Below are 18,000 nucleotides of genomic sequence, written 5' to 3'. Positions count from 1 at the left end.
ATGCCGCCTCGCGCCTCGCGCCTCGCGCCTCGCGCCTCGGGCAGCCTTCGCACGCGGCGCTACACCCTGAGGCAACCCAGAAACACGAAGGGCGCTGAAGACTGCTTCAGCGCCCTTTCTGGCTACCACCTATCGACACTCATCGCCGACCAAGAACCCAACTCACTCCACCGTCACCGACTTCGCGAGGTTACGCGGCTTGTCCACGTCGGTGCCCCGCGCACAGGCCGTGTGATACGCGAGCATCTGCAGCGGCACGACATGCAGGATCGGCGAGAGCAGCCCATAGTGCTCCGGCATGCGGATCACGTGAATGCCGTCTTCGCTCGTGATGTGCGTGTCGGCATCGGCGAACACATAGAGCTGGCCGCCGCGCGCGCGCACTTCCTGCATGTTCGACTTGAGTTTCTCGAGCAGCGTGTCGTTCGGCGCCACCGTCACCACCGGCATGGCCTCCGTCACGAGCGCAAGCGGCCCGTGCTTGAGCTCGCCGGCCGGATAGGCCTCCGCGTGGATGTACGAGATTTCCTTGAGCTTGAGCGCGCCTTCCAGGGCGATCGGATAGTGCAGCCCGCGGCCGAGGAACAGCGCATTCTCCTTGCGCGCGAATTCCTCCGACCACGCGATGATCTGCGGCTCCAGCGCGAGCACGCCGTTGAGCGCGGCCGGCAGATGGCGCAGCAGCTTGAGGTACTGCGCTTCCTGCTCGGCGCTCACATGGCCGCGCAGCTTGCCGAGCGTCACCGCGAGAATGAACAGGCCCACGAGCTGCGTCGTGAACGCCTTCGTCGAAGCCACGCCGATCTCGCGGCCCGCGTGCGTAAGGAAGCTGAATTCGGTGAGGCGCACCATCGCGCTCGTGGCCACGTTGCACACCGCGAGCGTGTGCTGCATGCCCAGCGACTGCGCGTGCTTGAGCGCGGCGAGCGTGTCGGCGGTTTCGCCCGACTGAGAAATTGTCACGACGAGCGCGCGCGGATTGGGCACCGACTCGCGGTAGCGGTACTCGCTCGCGATCTCGACCTCGGTGCGGATTTTCGCCACCGACTCCAGCCAGTATTTGGCCGTGAGGCCCGAGTAATAGCTCGTGCCGCACGCGAGGATCAGGATGCTGTCGATGCCTTGGAACACCTCGCGCGCGTTCTCGCCGAACAGTTCCGGTTCGAACGACTCAGCGGCCGGAATGGTGTCGCCGATGGCACGCGGCTGCTCGAAAATTTCCTTCTGCATGTAGTGGCGATACGGGCCGAGCTCGACGGCGGCGCCGTAAGCCTGCACCTCGCGCGCCTCGCGCATCACGATATGGCCTTCGCGGTCGGCAATGCGCACGCCTTCGAGCGTGATCTCGCAAACGTCGCCCTCTTCCAGATAGCTGATGCGGTTCGCGCTGCCGGCAATGGCGAGCGCGTCCGAGGCGATGAAATTCTCGCCCGCCTCGCCGTAGCCCACCACGAGCGGCGAGCCCGCGCGCGCGCCCACCACGGTATGCGGCTGGTCCTTGTGCACGACGCCGATCGCATAGGCGCCCGCAAGCTGCCGCACGGCCTCGCGCACGGCGGCGAACAGATCGCCCTTGTAGAGGCTGTGGATCAGATGCGCGATCACCTCGGTGTCGGTCTGCGTGATGAACTCGTAGCCCTTCGCGCGCAGCGCCTCGCGCAACACTTCGTAGTTCTCGATGATGCCGTTGTGCACGAGCGCCAGCGCTTCGTGCGAGAAGATCGGGTGCGCGTTGTTCACGGTCGGCGCGCCGTGCGTGGCCCAGCGCGTGTGGGCAATGCCGGTCACGCCTTCGAAGCGCGCTTCGCGCACCTGCTCGTCGAGCTCGGCCACGCGTGCGACGCTGCGCACGCGCTGAGGTCCGGCCGACGTGACGATCGCCACGCCGCACGAATCGTAGCCGCGATATTCGAGGCGCCGCAGTCCTTCGATCAGAACGGGCACGATGTTACGTTGCGCTACTGCACCGACGATGCCGCACATGGATTTCGATCCTTTGCAAAGAGAGGCTGTACGGTTGCGCTGCGATGGCGCGCTACCGGCTGCTGCAATTCATTACTTCTTTTTCTTGACGGGCCGCACGTAGCCGGCCTTCTCGACCTGGGTCTTGCCGTTGAGCACGAGCATGTCGTTGGCCACGTCCTTCCACACCGTCGTGCCGGCCGCGACGGTCACGCCGCTACCTACGCGCACCGGTGCCACGAACTGCGTGTCGGAGCCGACGAAGACGTTGTCGCCGATCACCGTGCGATGTTTGTTGGCGCCGTCGTAGTTGCAGGTGATGGTGCCCGCGCCGATGTTCACGCCGGCGCCCACGTCCGCATCGCCCACATAGCTCAGGTGATTGGCCTTCGAGCCCGTGCCGATGTTCGCATTCTTCACCTCGACGAAGTTGCCCACATGAACCTCGTTGGCCAGCTTCGCGCCGGGGCGCAGACGGGCATACGGCCCAAGCACGGCCGCTTCGCCGACCGTCGCGTCTTCGATATGCGTGTAGGCGTCGATGCGCGTGCCCGCGCCGATCGCGGCGTTGCGGATCACGCAGTTCGGACCGACCGTGACGTTGTCCGCCAGCGTCACGTTGCCTTCGAACACGCAGTTCACGTCGATCGACACGTCGCGCCCGCACTGGAGCGTGCCGCGCACGTCGATGCGCGCCGGGTCCGCGAGCGTGACGCCCGCCACGAGCAGCGCCTCGGCGACGTTGCGCTGGTGCACACGTTCGAGTTCGGCGAGCTGCTGCTTGCTGTTGACGCCGAGCGTTTCCCACTCTTCGTCGGGCTGAGCCGTGACGACCGGGTGTCCCGCCGCGATGGCCTGCTCGACGACGTCGGTGAGATAGAACTCGCCCTGCGCGTTGTCGTTCTTGAGCGCGGCGAGCCAGCCCGCAAGCGGCGCGCTCGGCGTAATGACGATGCCCGTATTGATTTCGGCGATTCGGCGCTCGGCCTCGCTCGCATCCTTCTGCTCGACGATGCGCACGACCTGGCCCGCCGCGTCGCGCACGATGCGCCCGTAACCGGTGGGATCGTCGAGCGTGACGGTCAGCACGCCGTAGCCGTCCTTGCCTGCTGCTGCGGCAAGGCGTTCGAGCGTCGAGGCGCGCGTGAGCGGCACGTCGCCGTACAACACGAGCGTGGGCACGCTCGTGTCGATGAACGGCAGCGCCTGCTGGAGAGCGTGGCCCGTGCCGCGCTGCTCGTGCTGGACCGCGAACTGGACGTCGGGCGCGGCGACGGCTGCGCGCACCGCGTCGCCGCCATGGCCGATCACGACGACGAGTCGCGTGGGCTCAAGCATGCGGGCGGTATCGATGACGTGCGAGAGAAGCGGCCGGCCGGCCAGCGGGTGCAGGACTTTGGGCAGCGCGGAGTGCATGCGCTTGCCCATGCCCGCAGCCAGAATCACGATGTTCATGGCATCGGCGAACAGGAATTTGAAGCTGCCGATTCTAGCATGCGGGTTTGTCCGGAAAACGCGCCGCAGCGGTCAGTTAAGCCTTGTTTGACAAGGCTTTGTGCGCGGGCCGGGGAGCCTGCGCAGCGGCGCCGCCGGACGGGGTCAAAACCCGGCATCCGGCGGCAGGCAAACGTTAAAGATCGTCGAACTTCGTAAACGAGATCGGCGTGCCTTCCGCGGAGGGCGACGGCGTATCCGTCGAGCACGGCTCCTCGTCGAAGGCGATATCGCCCTGCGGATCGGCCTCGCCCGTCGCGCGCAGGTCCTTGAAACCGAACAGCGACGCGTCCATCAGGTGCGACGGCACCACGTTGCCGAGCGCGTTGAACATGTTCTCCACGCGGCCCGGGAAACGCTTGTCCCATTCGCGGATCAGCGCCTTCATTTCGGCGCGCTTGAGGTTCGGCTGGCTGCCGCAGAGATTGCACGGAATGATCGGGAATTCGCGCAACTGGGCGTACTTTTCGAGATCGACTTCCTTCACGTAGGCGAGCGGGCGGATCACGATGTTCTTGCCGTCGTCGGACTGCAGCTTGGGCGGCATGCCCTTGAGCTTGCCGCCGTAGAACAGGTTCAGGAGCAGCGTTTGCAGGATGTCGTCGCGATGGTGGCCGAGCGCGATCTTCGTCGCGCCCAGCTCGCCCGCCACGCGGTACAGAATGCCGCGGCGCAGCCGCGAGCACAGCGAGCAGGTGGTCTTGCCCTCGGGCACGAGGCGCTTGACGATGCTGTAGGTGTCCTGATTCTCGATATGGAACGGCACGCCGATCTGCGTCAGGTACTCGGGCAGCACGTGCTCGGGAAAGCCCGGCTGCTTCTGGTCGAGGTTCACGGCCACGATCCCGAAGTCGATCGGCGCGCGCTCGCGCAGGCGCAGCAGGACGTCGAGCATCGCGTAGCTGTCCTTGCCGCCCGAAAGGCATACCATCACCTTGTCGCCGTCCTCGATCATGTTGTAGTCGCCGATCGCCTGGCCGACCTGGCGCGCGAGCCGCTTGAAGAGCTTGTTGTTCTCGTACGCTTCCTTCTGCTCGCGGCGCGTGAGCGCGCGGCGGCCTTCGGCTTCGGTCTCCGGCGCGGCCCCTTCGAGCGGGCCGCGGTCCTCTACCGGGAGGGTTTCGGGGGCGTTCATGAATCAGTCCTCTTTGATGCGAAAGACCTCGACGCCCACCGCGTCGCAGTCCGGATAAACGTCGGGCTTTTCGGTCGACAGGCGCACCGCGCGCACGAGCGGGTGCGCGAGCAGGGCCGTCGCGAGATCGTCGCAGAGGGTTTCCTGCAGATGGATGTGGCCCTGGCCCACGCGCGCGGCCACGGTCGCGCGCATGTAGTCGTAGTCGACCACTTCGCGCAGCTTGTCCTCGCGCGGCGTGGTCTGCGCGAGCGGCACGAACAGGTCGACGTTGATGACGACGCGCTGTTCGCCGCGCTTTTCGAAGTCGTGCACGCCGATATTGATGTTCACTTCGTAGTTGCGCAAAAAGAGCCGGCGGCAATCGGCGAGCCGGGGGTGCAGCAAGACGGCGGACATAGTCGTTCCAGTCGATAAAAAACCGTGCCTTCGCGGCACGGGCGGCGCCGCTCAGGCGCCGGTCAAAAACATCACGTCGCGCGGCAGCGGCACGAGGTGCTGGCCGCCGTCCACGACGAGCGTCGTGCCCGTCACGCCGGACGCGCTCGCCAGATACAGCGCGGCCGCCACGAGATCCGCGGGCCGCGACGCACGCTTGAGCGGCGTCATCTGGTGCGCGGCCGCGAAGCTTTCCGGCGTCTGGTCGCCCGACTGCAGCGTGAGGCCCGGCGCGAGCCCGACCACGCGCACCTTCGGCGCGAGCGCCTGGGCGAGCGCGACGGTGGCGTTCGCGAGCGCGGCCTTCGTCAGCGTGTACGAGAGATAGTCCGGATTCATGTTGTACAGCTTCTGGTCGAGCACGTTGATGACACACGTGCGCAGCGACTCGTCGGTTGCCGCGGCCTCGGGCGTCGCCTCGTAAAGCGTGCGCGCCAGCACGAGCGGCGCGCCGACGTTGATCGCCATGAGCTGCAGCAGCTTTTCGTAGCCGACGTCGAGCGCCGAATCTTCCTCGAAGCGCGAAGCGTTGTTCAGCACGCACGCGGGACGCCCCAGCGCCGCCGTGCAGGCCGGGACGAGCCGCGCGACCTCGCTTTCGTCGGCGAGATCGGCCTGCAGCGCCACCGCGCGGCGGCCCAGCGCCTCGATCTGGGCGACGACTTCATCGGCTGCCGCGCGCGATTCGCCGAAATGCACCGCCACGTCCCAGCCATGCGCCGCAAAGCCCACCGCCAGCTCCCGCCCGATCCGGCGCGCGCCGCCCGTCACCAGCACCACGCGTGCAGCGGCCGGCGCTCCCGAAAAATCGGGGCCGGATACTGGGGCCGCCGCGGAGAAGCCGGAAGCCGGGCGGATGCCGGAAGTAGCGCTCATTTACAATGCCGGGATGAATCCGAAAGCTCACGAGCCCGATAGTTTACCTGTTCCCGAGCCGATCGCGCTCGCGCAGTCCGAGGCGCTCGCCGCGACGCTGCGCGCGCAGATCGCGGCGGCGGACGGCTGGCTGCCGTTCGACCGCTATATGGAGCGTGCGCTCTACGCGCCGGGCCTCGGCTACTACGGCGGCGGCGCGCGCAAGTTCGGCTTCGATGCCCGCGACGGCAGCGACTTCGTGACGGCGCCGGAGCTCTCGCCGCTTTTCGCCGCGACGCTCGCGCGCGCGCTGGCCGAAGCGCTCGCCGCGAGCGGCACGCGCGCGCTGATGGAGTTCGGCGCGGGCACCGGCAAGCTCGCAGCCGGCATCCTGCTCGCGCTCGATGCGCTCGGCGTCGACTTCGATTCCTATGCAATCGTCGACCTGTCCGGCGAGTTGCGCGCGCGCCAGCGCGCGACGATCGAAGCGCTCGCGCCGCATCTCGCGCCGCGCGTGACCTGGCTCGACGCGTTGCCGGCGCAGTTCGAAGGCGTGGTGGTCGGCAACGAAGTGCTCGACGCAATGCCGGTGCGTCTGTTCGCACGCAAGGATGCGGTCTGGCACGAGCGCGGCGTGACCGTCGGCGCGCAAGGCGCGTTCGTTTTCTCCGACCGCCCCGCCATGAGCGGGCTCGACGCGCACTGGCCCGAAGGCGTGCTCGCGGGCGTCGAGGGCAGCGAAGACTACCTGACCGAAACCCACGAGGCGGCGCTCGCGTTCACGCGCACGGTCTGCACGATGCTCGTGCGCGGCGCGGCGTTTTTCATCGACTACGGGTTCCCGCGCCGCGAGTACTATCACCCGCAGCGCGCGCAGGGCACGCTCATGTGCCACTACCGGCACCGCGCGCACGGCGATCCTTTCCTGTACCCCGGCCTCCAGGACATCACGGCGCACGTCGAATTCACGGGCATCGCGGAAGCGGCCGTCGAGTCCGGCGCGGAAGTGCTCGGCTATGCGTCGCAGGCGCGCTTCCTGATGAACGCGGGCATCACCGAAGTGCTTTCGGAGATCGATCCACGCGATGTCCAGCGTTTCCTGCCCGCCGCGAACGCCGTGCAGAAGCTGGTCTCCGAGTCGGAGATGGGCGAGCTCTTCAAGGTGATCGCGTTCTCGCGCGGCATCGACACTACGCTCACGGCGTTCGCGCGCGGCGACCGCAGTCATACGTTATGACGAGGCGCGCAACGCCATGATCCGCTGGTTCCTGACCACCTTCATCGCCGTTGCGATACTGTCGAGCGCGCAGCCCTGGCTGAGCAAGCTCGGCATCGGCAGGCTGCCCGGCGATATCACGCTGCGCCTTTTCGGCCGCGAGTATCCGCTGCCATTCATGTCGACGCTCGTGCTTTCGATGGCGCTTTCGCTGCTCGTGCGCGTGCTGTAACGCTCACGCGGCCGCGAGCGCGTCCTCCACCGCCTTGACACGCGCGCGGTGCACCGCTTCCTTGATCTGCTCCGCACCGCCGCCGCAATCCCGCGCGATGGCGCCCGCGTCCACCGCGCGTGCCGCCACCAGCGCCACGCGCAACCGTTCGGCCTGCGGATACGGCGCGTTCTCCCAGCCGAGGCGCCCGCGCAGATCCGCCTCGCAGGCCTGCAGCGCTTCCGCGAAACGCGCCGGCTTGCGCAGCGCGTCGCCGCGTTCGAGCATCCGCACGAGCGCCGCCCCGCCCATGTCCATCACGCGATGCACGTTGCCGTGTTCGCGCGCAACGAGCATGGCCAGGTCGCGGCATTCGTTGGGTACGCGCAGGCGATCGCACAACGGCTTGAGCAAATCGACGCTGCGCCCTTCGTGGCCGATATGGCGCGGCAGCACGTCCTCGGGCGTGGTCGCCTTGCCGAGGTCGTGCGTGAGCGCCGCAAAGCGCACCGGCAGCGCGTAGCCCTGCGCCGCCGCGTAGTCGATCACCATCATCACGTGCACGCCCGTATCGACTTCCGGATGGTAGTCGGCGCGCTGCGGCACGCCATAGAGGCTGTCCACTTCGGGCAGCACGCGCGCGAGCGCGCCGCACTCGCGCAGCACCTCGAACATGCGCGAGGGCTTGTCCTCCATGAGGCCACGCGCCACTTCCTGCCACACGCGTTCCGGCACGAGCGCATCGGCTTCGCCCGCTTCGACCATGCGGCGCATCAGCGCCATGGTTTCGGGCGCGACGGTGAAATCCGCGAAACGCGCCGCGAAGCGCGCGACACGCAGAATGCGCACCGGGTCTTCGAGAAAGGCGTCGCTCACGTGGCGGAACACGCGCGCGCGCAGATCGCCCGCGCCGTCGAACGGATCGATCACCGGCCCGCTCATCACGTCGCCCGGCAGCATTTCGCGCGCCATCGCATTGATCGTGAGATCGCGGCGGGCGAGATCCTCTTCGAGCGTCACGTCGGGGGCATAGAAGAACTGAAAGCCGTGGTAGCCGGCTGCGGTCTTGCGCTCGGTGCGCGCGAGCGCGTATTCCTCGTTCGTCTGCGGATGCAGGAACACCGGAAAGTCCTTGCCCACGGGACGATAGCCCTGCGCCGCCATCTGCTCGGGCGTCGCGCCCACCACCACGTAATCGCGGTCGCGCACCGGCAGCCCGAGCATCTCGTCGCGGATCGCTCCGCCCACGACATAGATTTTCATGGAGCGAGTTCGTCGTCCGCCACGATGTGGGTCTCGCGGCGCGCCGCCTCGATCCACGCGGCCACGGCCGGCAGCGCCGTCACCCGTTGCACGTAGGCAGCCGCTTCGGGCGAGAGCTTCGGCTGATAGCTGTTGAAGCGCATCGCGACCGGCGCATACATCGCGTCGGCAATGCCGAACTCGCCGAACAGGAACGGTCCGCCGCTCGCCGCCAGGCATTCGCGCCAGAGCGCGTCGATGCGCGCGATGTCGGCGAGCACGTCCGGCTCCGTGCCCACGCCGGGACGCGTGAGGCGGATGTTCATCGGCATCGCGTTGCGCACGGCGCCGAAGGCCGAGTGCATTTCGGCGCTGATGCTGCGCGCGCGAGCGCGCGCATTGGGCTCGCGCGGCCAGAGCGCGTGCTGCGGATAGCGGTCGGCCAGCGTTTCCGCGATCGCGAGCGAGTCCCACACGGCGAAGCCGTCGTCGGACACGAGGCACGGCACCTTGCCCGAGGACGAGTAGGCGAGGATCGCGGCCTTGGTGCCCGGCTCGTCGAGTTCGATCAGCACTTCTTCGAACGGAATGCCGAAATGCGTGAGCAGCAGCCACGGCCGCATCGACCACGACGAATAGTTCTTGTCTCCGATTACGAGTTTCATCACAGGCTTGAAGTGTAGGGTTGGAAAGATGCGGCTAGCGCCCCGCGTGCGTGCGGAACAGGTTGAGCCGCGAACGCTGCGAGGCGTCGCCGAGATACAGCGGCGCGACGGCTTCGATGCTCGCCGGCTCGATGCCGAGCTCCGGCGCAAGCGGCCCCGACAACACGCTGTCGACTTTCATCGAATCGAGATTGTCGCGCGTGAGCATCGGCTCGCCAGGCGCGATCTCGAACGAGAGCGCCTGCAGCCGCGCAAACGCTTCGGGCAGGCGCATGATGCGCGCATGGCGGCCCACCACCTCGCCGCAATACGCGACCAGCTGTTCGAGTGTGTAGACGCTCGGGCCGCCGAGTTCGTAAGTGTGCCCGCTGGCGGCGTCGAGATCGAGCACGTTGACGATCGCCTTCGACACGTCGCCCACGTAGACGGGCTGGAACTTCGCGTCGGGCATCGCGAGCGGAATCGCGGGAAAGAGCTTTTGCAGGAGCGCGAAGCGGTTGAGAAACAGGTCGTCGGGGCCGAACACCACGGAAGGCCGAAAGATCGTCGCGGCCAGCGACGCCGACGCATGCACGGCCTTCTCGCCGTCGCCCTTCGAGCGCAGGTACATGCTGGGCGCGCGCGGATCGGCGCCGATCGCGCTCACGTGAACGAGCCGATGTACGCCCTTGCCTTCGCAGACGGCGACGATCTTCGTCGGCAGCTCGACGTGCAGCTTCGCGAAGCCGGCTCCGTAAGGATCGCCGCGCCCGCCGTTGAGCGTGCCGACGAGATTGATGACGGCGTCGGCGCCTTCCACGAAGCTCGCGAGCGCAACGGGATCGAAGACGTCGGTCTCGATCACGTCGATGGGAAGCAGCGTCAGATGGCGGGCGCTGTAGCGCCGCCGCGTGGCGATGCGCACGGTCTTGCCCGCCTCGACGAGCGCGTTGACGAGATGACTGCCGATGAACCCCGAACCGCCGATCACTGCGATGGTTTGATGTCGCATCTCCGACCTCCCTGGTGCAGGCGGCGGCGCGGCCGCCTAGGGCGCGATGTAACCGAGACGCGCCTTCAGCGATTGCGGGCGGCCCTCGAACAGCGCCGCATAGTAGACCGTGTTCGACAACACGTTTTTCACGTAATCGCGGGTTTCCTGGAACGGAATGGATTCCGCGAAGATGGCGCCCTCAACGGGCTGCTGCAACGACTGCCGCCATGTGCTCGGGCGGCCCGGTCCGGCGTTGTAGCCCGCGGTGGCGAGCACGGCGGAACCGTCGAACTGATTGTAGATCATCGACAGATAGTTGGTGCCGAGCAGGATGTTCGTGTCGATGTCGTTGAGCTGGTCGCGCGACAGCGGGCCGAGGCCGATCTTCCTCGCCACCATCTGCGCCGTGGCCGGCATGATCTGCATGAGGCCGCTCGCGCCCACGCCCGAACGCGCGTTCATGATGAAGCGCGACTCCTGGCGCATGAGGCCGTAGGCCCATTCGACGTCGAGGCCGGTCGTTTGCGCGTCACGGTCGACAATGTCGCGATACGGCGCGAGATAGCGCAGCGAGAAGTCGTGCTCGCTCACGGTGCGGTCGGCCGTGTTGACGGTGCGGTCGAGCAACTGGATGCGCTTCGCGTATTCGGCGGCGGCGAGCAATTGACGGTCCGTCATGTTGCGCAGCGGCCAGTTCCATTCGCGATTGCCTTCAAGCCGCAGGTTCAGTGCGTAGAAGCGCTGCGCGAGGGCGAAGCCGGGCGTTTGCGCGGCCTGCGCGATTTCGGCGTCGGTGACCGTGGTCTTCGGCGGAATCGTGATCTTCTGGCCAAGCTCCTCGAGCGCCAGTTGCCCGTAGAAGTTGTAGCCCTGCGAGATCTGCGTGAATTCCTGGTTGGCGCCGGCCACGTCGCCCGCCTGCTTGAGCGCGCGGGCGTGCCAGTAGACCCACGAAGGCTGCGCGCGCAGCGCCGCGGGCATCTGCTCGATCGACCAGCGCACCATGGTCCAGTCGCCGCCCAGCAGCGCAGCGCGCACGCGCCACTCGTAAGCGGGATTCGAGAGCGGCGCGTTGGCCGAGAGGCGATACCAGTCGAGGGCGCCCGGCATGCGCTTCTGCGCGGCCTCATAGCCGATCGTGCCCCAGCCGATCCCGCGCTCGGGCAAGGCCAGCGACGGCGCCACCGCCGCGAAGGTCGCGGCCGCCATCGCCGGATCGTTGCGCGCCATCACCGTGACGGCGAGCAGCGCGAGCTGATGCGACAGCGGGTCCGCGCTCACGCCGGCCGCCAGCGTGATGGGCGGCGTGTTCACGGCCTGCGAGAACGCGGCCGCATCGGGCTGCGTGGCGAGGCCGCCAAGCAGCTTGAAGCCCGTGCCGGTCTGGTTCTGTTCGTAGGCGAGACGGATTTGCTGCCAGACGTCGTCGCTCGTCAACTGGCCTTTGATCGCGAGCGCGGTCACGAGGTCCACGCAGCCGTCGCCGTAGTAGCGCGGATCGGTGAGCAGCGCACGCGCGTCGTTCGCGACGTTCTCGCCGTGCGCCGCGCGCGATTCGAGCGCGTAGCACTTCACCTGCGTGTCGTCGTTGAGCACGAAGCGCGGGTATTGCTGATCGAAGTTCGCCCAGTCGTGGCGCGCGCCGAGCACGAGCAGATAGTCGTTGCGCAGCCGGTCGGCAATGGCCTCGCCGTCGTGGCGCTGCAGGAACGACAGCACGGGCGCATCGGGCGCGTCGGTGCGCGCGTGGCCCTGCGAATCGAAAAGCTGCGGCTTGAGCTGGAAGTACTCCAGATACGAGGGCGCCGGATAGTCCGGAATCATCGCGGCGAGTTGCGCGGCGCGCGCCGGGTCGTTGTTGCGCGCGGCTTCGCGAAGCTGGATGAACGTCTGGTCGTCCGGGGAAAGCTGGGCGTCGAGGGGAAGCGCAACGGGACGCACGGCCGACGCCGTGCTGCACGCGACGAGTGCCGCGGCGGCCAGCGCGAAACCGGCCGCGCGATATACTCGGACAAGGCGTTTGGACATCGTTATTTCTGGAGCACGAGGTGAGCCCAAGCATAGCACGCAACCCCCGCGCTCAATCCAAAAAGACGTGGCGCGCAACACTCGCTGCAACACGTCTCGAAGCCGCGTCGGACGTGGCGCTCAGCGCTGCGCTGGAGCAGCGTCTTGGCTTGCTCGTCGAACGTCTCGCGCCGCGCTCGATCGGCTTTTACTGGCCCTTGCGCGGCGAGTTCGACGCGCGTACGTGGATCGCCGCCTGGCTACGCGACGGGTCGTCGCGCAGCGCGGCGCTGCCCGGCATTCCCGAGCGTCACGCGCCGCTCGCGTTCTATGCGTGGATCCCCGAGGCACTCCTGCGCGAAGGTCATCACGGCATCCCCGAACCGGCATCGCAGGAGCGCGTGGTACCAGAATTGCTGCTCGTGCCCTGCGTGGGCTTCGACGCACAAGGCTACCGCCTTGGCTACGGCGGCGGCTATTACGATCGCACGCTCGCCGCGTGGCCGGGCGAGCGCCTGCCGATTACCGTGGGCGTCGCCTGGGAAGCGTGCCGTATCGACGAGGGCGTGCCCGAGCGCGAAGCGCACGACTTGCCGCTCGACGCCATCGTCACCGACGCCGCGACGCATCTCACGCCGCGACTGGATTCGCGCCTCGGCGCGCCCTGACACACACCCACACGCGGCGCGCAACTTAAAGCGAAGCCGCCGCGCGCGCCGCGGTGTCGTAGAGTCCCGACGCGTTGCGCATGATCTGTGCGGCGTCGCCAATCTGCTCGTTGCTGAGGCCGCTTTCCTTGAGCGTGGCGATCAGGCAGCTTTCGCGCACGTCGCGGTAGCGCAGGCACAGGTCGCGCCCCTCGGGCGTAACCGAAAAGAACACTTCCTTGCCGCTCTTCTCGCTTTTTACATACCCTCTGGCAACGAGCTTCTTCAGCGCATAGGTGGCGACGTGCGTGTCCTCGATGTTGAGCACGAAGCAGATGTCGGCGAGCTTCTTGCGTCGATCGCGATGTCCCACGTGATGCAGCAGCGACACTTCGACGGCCGTCATGTCCTTCACGCCCGCCGCCGACATGCAGCGCACCATCCAGCGGTTGAACGCGTTGCTGGCCATGATGAGGGCGTATTCGAGTTCGGAAAGCTCGGCGCTCGATTCGGAGACGAGATGCTCGGACGAAACGATCTTGGTCGGCTGGCGCGACATGAGGAGAACCCGTGGTCGGAAAGGATCGTGTCGAGAGTGTAGTGGTGCGCGAGGGAGCCAGCGCCTGGCGAAAACTCTTATTGAGATATTGTAGGTAATTTATCGACAATGTGTCCCAAACAAGGAAAGGCGGCCGCTCTGGCCTCCCGCCCTTACGCGCAACGCTCCCACCCTTACGCACAGCGAGCCGCCGCGACGATTCGCGCGGCCCGCGCCGCGGCGAGGCACAATCCTGTGAGGAACCGCATCCTTTAACCGCCATGCCGAACCCTACTCCACGCATCTTTCCGCTTGGTGACGTGGCGCTCGTCTGCGAAGCGCCGCCGCCCGCCACGCTCGAAGTCCAGCGCCGCGTCTGGGCCGTCGCCGCGCTCGCGCGAGACTGGGCGCCCGTGCGCGAGGTCGTGCCCGGCATGAACAACCTGACCGTCATCTTCGACCCGCTCGAGGCGGACGCCGACGAGCTCGCAGGGTGGCTCGAAGCCGCCTGGCGCGACGCGGATGCCGCGCCGTACGCGGGCCGCGACGTCGAGATTCCCGTCTCGTACGGCGGCGAGGGCGGTCCCGACCTCGAAGTCGTCGCGCGTCACACGGGCCTCGCCGCCGCCGACGTGGCCGCGCGCCACGCCGCGGGCGTCTATGTCGTGTTCTTCCTCGGCTTCCAGCCCGGCTTCGCCTATATGGGCGGACTCGACGCCGCGCTCCACACCCCGCGCCGCCGCGAGCCGCGGCTTGCCGTGCCGGCCGGATCGGTGGGCATCGGCGGCGAGCAGACGGGCATCTATCCCGCGCGGTCGCCGGGCGGCTGGCAACTGATCGGCCGCACCTCGCTCGCGCTCTTCGACCCCGCGCGCACGCCGCCTGCGCTGCTCATGCCCGGCGACCGCGTGCGCTTCACCATTGCGGAGCTCCTCGCGTGATCGAAGTGCTCCGCTCAGGCCCCCTCACCACGATCCAGGATCTGGGCCGGCCGGGCTACCGGCATCTGGGCATCGCGACGGGCGGCGCGCTCGATCCGCTCGCGCTCGAAGTCGGCAACCGGCTCGTCGGCAACCGGTCCGACGCCGCCGGCATCGAAGTCACCTTCGGCCCCGTCGCGCTGCGCTTCGCGCGCGCGACGCGCATCGCCATCACCGGCACCGAGTTCGGCGCGACGCTCGGCGGCCGCCCCGTCTGGTCGTGGTGGAGCCTGCCCGTCGCCGTGGGCGAAGAGCTCGTGCTAGGCGGCGCGAAACGCGGCATGCGCGCCTATGTGTGCGTGGCGGGCGGCATCGACGTGCTGCCGATGCTCGGCTCGCGCAGCACCGATCTTTCCGCCGGCTTCGGCGGCCTCGCCGGCCGCGCGCTCAAGGACGGCGACCGGCTCGCGACCGGCGCCAGCGCCGCGCCCGGCGGCGAGCGCGCGTCGCTCGCAACCGGCGCGCCGCCATTCGGCGTCAAGGCGCCGGCGCTGTGCAACTGGGTGCTCACCGGCGAAGCCCCTCACCGGCGCGGGCGCCATCCCGACGGCCTCCCATGGGCGGTGCCGGTGCGCGTGCTGCGCGGCCCGGAATACGACAGCTTCGCTCCCGAAGCGCATCGCACGTTCTGGTCGGACGAATGGCTCGTTACGCCGAACAGCAACCGCATGGGCTACCGCCTTTCGGGCACGGCGCTCGAACGCGAGAGCGGCGTGGACCTGCTCTCGCACGCGGTGCTGCCGGGCACGATCCAGGTGCCGCCGAACGGCCAGCCGATCGTGCTGATGAGCGACGCGCAGACCACCGGCGGCTATCCGAAGATCGGCTCGGTGATCCGCGCCGACCTCTGGAAGCTCGCGCAGGTCCGCCTGAACGGCGGCGTGCGCTTCGTGGAGACGACGCCCGCGGCGGCCCGCAAGGCGCTCGAAGAGGAACAGACCTACCTGCGGCAGATCGACATCGCGATCGCCATGCACGACGAACGCTACGCGAGCCGCCGGGCGGCGGCGCCACGCGCGTAGCCCAGCAGCAGCGACACCGGACAAGCAGGACAACCCAGGGCAACAGCGCCAGGAGGAACACCATGACCACCATCGATCTGAACGCCGATCTCGGCGAGGGCTGCGGCTCCGACGAAGCGCTGCTCGATCTCGTCAGCTCCGCCAACATCGCGTGCGGCTGGCATGCGGGCGGCGCCAACGCGATGCGGGAATGCGTGCGCTGGGCCGTCGGCAAGGGCGTGTCGATCGGCGCCCACCCGAGCTTCAACGATCCGGAAAATTTCGGCCGCAAGGAGATGCACCTTCCGGCCGGGGAAATCTACGCGGGCGTGCTCTACCAGCTCGGCGCGCTTTCGGCGATCGCCCAGGCCGAGGGCGGGCGCATCGCCCACGTGAAGCCGCACGGCGCGCTCTACAACCAGGCGGCGCGCGACGCGGAAATCGCGGATGCGATCGTCTCCGCCGTGCACGACTTCGACCCCTCGGTGGCGGTGTTCGCGCTCGCGGGCAGCGGCCTCGTGACGGCCGCGCGCAACGCGGGGCTCGCTGCCGTGGAGGAAGTGTTCGCCGATCGCGGCTACCGCGCGGACGGCTCGCTCGTGCCGCGCAGCGAGCCGGGCGCGCTGCTCGACGACGAAGAGACCGTGCTCGCGCGCACGCTCGCGATGATCCGCGAACAGCGCGTGCAGGCCGTGGATGGCGCATGGGTGCCGCTCAATGCGCAGACCATCTGCCTGCACGGCGACGGGCCGCATGCGCTGGCGTTCGCGCGGCGCATCCGCGCGGCGCTCGACGAGGCGGGCATCGGCGTGCGCCCCCTGGACACGGCAGGCGACTGAACAAGAAGCGGCACTCACGAAAACACCAATTATCCGGAGGAGATCGAGATGCCCACCACCGTCAGCCTGTGGCCCCTCATCGGGGTGGCCGTGATCATCGTCGGGTTCATATTGCGCTTCAATCCGATGCTGATCGTGGCCGCCGCCGCCATTGCCACAGGCCTCGCCGCCGGGTTCCCGCCCGGCAAGATACTCGCCGCCATCGGCACCGGCTTCATCAAGACCCGCAACATTCCGCTCATCATCCTGCTGCCGCTCGCGGTGATCGGCCTCTCCGAGCGCCACGGGCTGCGCGAGCGCGCGCAGATCTAGATCGGCAACATCCAGGCGGCTACCGCGGGACGCCTCCTGATCGTCTACCTGTTCGTGCGCGAGATCACGGCCGCAGTCGGGCTGACGGGGCTCGGCGGCCACCCGCAGATGGTGCGTCCGCTCATCGCGCCCATGGCCGAAGGCGCCGCCGAAAACCGCTTCGGCAAGCTCGCCGACTCCGTGCGCTACACGCTGCGCGCTTATGCGGCCTCCGCCGACAACGTGGGCCTCTTCTTCGGCGAGGACATCTTCGTCGCCTTCGGCGCGGTCGTGCTGATGACCACGCTGCTCAAGGAGGCGGGCGTGAGCGCGGAGCCGATGCATGTCGCGCTCTGGGGTATCCCGACAGCGCTCTGCGCGTTCGCGATCCACGCCACGCGGCTCTGGCTGCTCGACCGCCGGCTGGAGCGCGAGCTGGGCGGTGCGCGCAAGGACGGCGGTGCCGCTCTGGACGGAACCGGAGCCGGCGCCGAAGCCCCAACGCCGGATCGACAGCGCGGCATGGGACAGGGAGACGAGGCATGACGCTCACTATCGACTACCTGTTCTGGCTGCTCGGCATCGTGCTCCTGATCGTGGGCGGCATGATCGTCGCGGACCGCGCGCATCCGCGGCGCTTCACGGCCGGCGGCTTCTGGCTGCTCTACGCGCTGATCTTCCTCGCCGGCGACAAGCTGCCCGCCGAGGTCGTGGGTGCGCTCGTGATCGCGATGGCGCTGATCGCCGGCTTCGGCGGGGTGACGGCCGCGAAGCCGAAGGTCTTGTCGCTCGAAGCGCGCATGGCGAGCGCGAAGCGCCTCGGCAACCGCCTCTTCGTACCCGCGCTGACGATCCCGTTCGTCACCGTCCTCGTCACGCTTGCCGCGAGCCACCTCGTGTTCGGCGGCACGCCGCTCTTCGAACCGAAGAACGTCACGCTGGTGGGCTTCGGCGTGGGCTGCGTGATCGCGCTCGCCATCGCCTGCCTCATCACGCGCGACAGCGTCGGCCAGTCGATGCAGGAGACCCGCCGGCTCGTCGACGCGCTCTCGTGGGCGGCGGTGCTGCCGCAGATGCTCGGCATGCTCGGGCTCGTGTTCTCGGACGCGGGCGTGGGCAAGGCGGTCGCGCACGTCACGACGTCGTACATCGACATGGACCTGCGCTTCGTCGCGGTGGCGGTCTACTGCGTGGGCATGGCGCTCTTCACGGTCATCATGGGCAACGGCTTCGCGGCGTTCCCGGTGATGACGGGCGGCGTGGGCGTGCCGGTGCTCGTGGGCGTGTTCCATGTGAACCCGGCAATGATGGCCGCCATCGGCATGTTCTCGGGCTACTGCGGCACGCTCATGACGCCGATGGCGGCGAACTTCAACATCGTGCCCGCCGCGCTGCTCGAACTGCCGGACAAGAACGCGGTGATCCGCGTGCAGGTGCCGACCGCACTGGGCATTCTCGTCTGCAATATCGTGCTGCTGAATCTGCTCGGGTTTTGAGGCGCGCGGC

Annotated in this window: 17 protein-coding genes and 1 pseudogene; 8 read left to right on the top strand and 10 right to left on the bottom strand. The window is 68.1% G+C overall.

Features of this window, described 5'->3' with window-relative positions; translation table 11 throughout:
* Positions 1–162 precede the first annotated feature (162 nt).
* The 5 genes from glmS to WJ542_RS04665 form a co-directional block, all read right to left on the bottom strand.
* On the bottom strand, positions 163–1,983 hold the full coding sequence (glmS, locus tag WJ542_RS04685; RefSeq protein WP_411188225.1) for a glutamine--fructose-6-phosphate transaminase (isomerizing): 1,821 nt from the start codon (positions 1,981–1,983) through the stop codon (positions 163–165).
* A 72-nt stretch (positions 1,984–2,055) separates the two neighbouring features.
* Positions 2,056–3,417 (bottom strand): bifunctional UDP-N-acetylglucosamine diphosphorylase/glucosamine-1-phosphate N-acetyltransferase GlmU, encoded by a 1,362-nt coding sequence (gene glmU / locus WJ542_RS04680; RefSeq protein WP_411188224.1) that lies wholly within the window; start codon positions 3,415–3,417, stop codon positions 2,056–2,058.
* A gap of 175 nt (positions 3,418–3,592) precedes the next feature.
* Positions 3,593–4,591, bottom strand: coding sequence for a tRNA 2-thiocytidine(32) synthetase TtcA (ttcA, locus tag WJ542_RS04675; protein WP_411188223.1), 999 nt, complete (start codon positions 4,589–4,591; stop codon positions 3,593–3,595).
* Between the two features lie 3 nt (positions 4,592–4,594).
* Complete coding sequence (locus WJ542_RS04670; RefSeq protein WP_027792947.1) at positions 4,595–4,990, bottom strand: dihydroneopterin aldolase; 396 nt, start codon at positions 4,988–4,990, stop codon at positions 4,595–4,597.
* 51 nt (positions 4,991–5,041) lie between these two features.
* On the bottom strand, positions 5,042–5,905 hold the full coding sequence (locus WJ542_RS04665; RefSeq protein WP_411188222.1) for an SDR family oxidoreductase: 864 nt from the start codon (positions 5,903–5,905) through the stop codon (positions 5,042–5,044).
* A gap of 13 nt (positions 5,906–5,918) precedes the next feature.
* On the opposite strand from WJ542_RS04665, the gene WJ542_RS04660 reads away from it, so the two are divergent.
* Together WJ542_RS04660 and WJ542_RS04655 are read left to right on the top strand one after the other, a co-directional pair.
* Complete coding sequence (locus tag WJ542_RS04660) at positions 5,919–7,121, top strand: class I SAM-dependent methyltransferase (protein WP_411188221.1); 1,203 nt, start codon at positions 5,919–5,921, stop codon at positions 7,119–7,121.
* A gap of 16 nt (positions 7,122–7,137) precedes the next feature.
* Positions 7,138–7,332 carry a DUF2905 domain-containing protein gene (locus WJ542_RS04655; RefSeq protein WP_411188220.1) on the top strand — a complete coding sequence of 65 codons (195 nt, stop codon included), beginning with the start codon at positions 7,138–7,140 and terminating at the stop codon, positions 7,330–7,332.
* A 3-nt stretch (positions 7,333–7,335) separates the two neighbouring features.
* On the opposite strand, the gene WJ542_RS04650 is transcribed toward WJ542_RS04655, so the two are convergent.
* Genes WJ542_RS04650 through WJ542_RS04635 form a run of 4 tightly spaced genes read right to left on the bottom strand, consistent with a single transcriptional unit; the run spans position 7,336 to position 12,219 of the window.
* Positions 7,336–8,574 (bottom strand): multifunctional CCA addition/repair protein, encoded by a 1,239-nt coding sequence (locus WJ542_RS04650; protein WP_411188219.1) that lies wholly within the window; start codon positions 8,572–8,574, stop codon positions 7,336–7,338.
* The gene (locus tag WJ542_RS04645; protein ID WP_411188218.1) at positions 8,571–9,218 is read right to left on the bottom strand and encodes a glutathione S-transferase family protein; all 648 of its coding nucleotides are present in this window, start codon (positions 9,216–9,218) and stop codon (positions 8,571–8,573) included. Before WJ542_RS04645 ends, WJ542_RS04650 begins: the two co-directional genes overlap by 4 nt.
* A gap of 34 nt (positions 9,219–9,252) precedes the next feature.
* A complete protein-coding gene (locus WJ542_RS04640; protein WP_411188217.1) occupies positions 9,253–10,209 on the bottom strand; it encodes a complex I NDUFA9 subunit family protein in 957 nt (318 codons plus the stop codon).
* Between the two features lie 36 nt (positions 10,210–10,245).
* A complete protein-coding gene (locus WJ542_RS04635) occupies positions 10,246–12,219 on the bottom strand; it encodes a lytic transglycosylase domain-containing protein (protein WP_411188216.1) in 1,974 nt (657 codons plus the stop codon).
* Between the two features lie 8 nt (positions 12,220–12,227).
* Here WJ542_RS04635 and WJ542_RS04630 point away from each other — a divergent pair, with 8 nt between their 5' ends.
* The gene (locus WJ542_RS04630) at positions 12,228–12,866 is read left to right on the top strand and encodes a 5-formyltetrahydrofolate cyclo-ligase (protein WP_411190476.1); all 639 of its coding nucleotides are present in this window, start codon (positions 12,228–12,230) and stop codon (positions 12,864–12,866) included.
* 25 nt (positions 12,867–12,891) lie between these two features.
* Here WJ542_RS04630 and WJ542_RS04625 read toward each other — a convergent pair whose 3' ends face one another.
* Positions 12,892–13,404 (bottom strand): winged helix DNA-binding protein, encoded by a 513-nt coding sequence (locus WJ542_RS04625; RefSeq protein WP_411188215.1) that lies wholly within the window; start codon positions 13,402–13,404, stop codon positions 12,892–12,894.
* 260 nt (positions 13,405–13,664) lie between these two features.
* Here WJ542_RS04625 and pxpB point away from each other — a divergent pair, with 260 nt between their 5' ends.
* The 5 genes and pseudogenes from pxpB (at position 13,665) to WJ542_RS04600 (ending at position 17,990) form a co-directional block, all read left to right on the top strand.
* Positions 13,665–14,324, top strand: coding sequence for a 5-oxoprolinase subunit PxpB (gene pxpB / locus WJ542_RS04620; protein ID WP_411188214.1), 660 nt, complete (start codon positions 13,665–13,667; stop codon positions 14,322–14,324).
* Positions 14,321–15,385, top strand: a complete 1,065-nt coding sequence (locus WJ542_RS04615) for a 5-oxoprolinase subunit C family protein (RefSeq protein ID WP_411188213.1) — start codon at positions 14,321–14,323, stop codon at positions 15,383–15,385. Before pxpB ends, WJ542_RS04615 begins: the two co-directional genes overlap by 4 nt.
* A gap of 62 nt (positions 15,386–15,447) precedes the next feature.
* Complete coding sequence (gene pxpA, locus WJ542_RS04610; RefSeq protein WP_411188212.1) at positions 15,448–16,203, top strand: 5-oxoprolinase subunit PxpA; 756 nt, start codon at positions 15,448–15,450, stop codon at positions 16,201–16,203.
* Between the two features lie 48 nt (positions 16,204–16,251).
* Positions 16,252–17,040, top strand: a pseudogene (locus WJ542_RS04605) (DUF969 domain-containing protein).
* On the top strand, positions 17,037–17,990 hold the full coding sequence (locus WJ542_RS04600; protein ID WP_411188211.1) for a DUF979 domain-containing protein: 954 nt from the start codon (positions 17,037–17,039) through the stop codon (positions 17,988–17,990). Before WJ542_RS04605 ends, WJ542_RS04600 begins: the two are co-directional and overlap by 4 nt.
* Positions 17,991–18,000: the final 10 nt, after the last annotated feature.

The organism is Paraburkholderia yinzeri, from assembly GCF_046581065.1.
Classification (GTDB): domain Bacteria; phylum Pseudomonadota; class Gammaproteobacteria; order Burkholderiales; family Burkholderiaceae; genus Paraburkholderia.
This window is presented reverse-complemented; position numbering and strand designations above follow the sequence as displayed.

Coding starts and splice junctions, on each gene's coding strand:
- WJ542_RS04625 (WP_411188215.1), bottom strand. CDS start 13,404: ATGTCGCGCCAGCCGACCAAGATCGTTTCGTCCGAGCATCTCGTCTCC.
- glmU (WP_411188224.1), bottom strand. CDS start 3,417: ATGAACATCGTGATTCTGGCTGCGGGCATGGGCAAGCGCATGCACTCC.
- WJ542_RS04660 (WP_411188221.1), top strand. CDS start 5,919: ATGAATCCGAAAGCTCACGAGCCCGATAGTTTACCTGTTCCCGAGCCG.
- WJ542_RS04640 (WP_411188217.1), bottom strand. CDS start 10,209: ATGCGACATCAAACCATCGCAGTGATCGGCGGTTCGGGGTTCATCGGC.
- WJ542_RS04665 (WP_411188222.1), bottom strand. CDS start 5,905: ATGAGCGCTACTTCCGGCATCCGCCCGGCTTCCGGCTTCTCCGCGGCG.
- ttcA (WP_411188223.1), bottom strand. CDS start 4,591: ATGAACGCCCCCGAAACCCTCCCGGTAGAGGACCGCGGCCCGCTCGAA.
- WJ542_RS04670 (WP_027792947.1), bottom strand. CDS start 4,990: ATGTCCGCCGTCTTGCTGCACCCCCGGCTCGCCGATTGCCGCCGGCTC.
- WJ542_RS04645 (WP_411188218.1), bottom strand. CDS start 9,218: ATGAAACTCGTAATCGGAGACAAGAACTATTCGTCGTGGTCGATGCGG.
- WJ542_RS04650 (WP_411188219.1), bottom strand. CDS start 8,574: ATGAAAATCTATGTCGTGGGCGGAGCGATCCGCGACGAGATGCTCGGG.
- WJ542_RS04655 (WP_411188220.1), top strand. CDS start 7,138: ATGATCCGCTGGTTCCTGACCACCTTCATCGCCGTTGCGATACTGTCG.
- WJ542_RS04635 (WP_411188216.1), bottom strand. CDS start 12,219: ATGTCCAAACGCCTTGTCCGAGTATATCGCGCGGCCGGTTTCGCGCTG.
- WJ542_RS04600 (WP_411188211.1), top strand. CDS start 17,037: ATGACGCTCACTATCGACTACCTGTTCTGGCTGCTCGGCATCGTGCTC.
- pxpA (WP_411188212.1), top strand. CDS start 15,448: ATGACCACCATCGATCTGAACGCCGATCTCGGCGAGGGCTGCGGCTCC.
- glmS (WP_411188225.1), bottom strand. CDS start 1,983: ATGTGCGGCATCGTCGGTGCAGTAGCGCAACGTAACATCGTGCCCGTT.
- pxpB (WP_411188214.1), top strand. CDS start 13,665: ATGCCGAACCCTACTCCACGCATCTTTCCGCTTGGTGACGTGGCGCTC.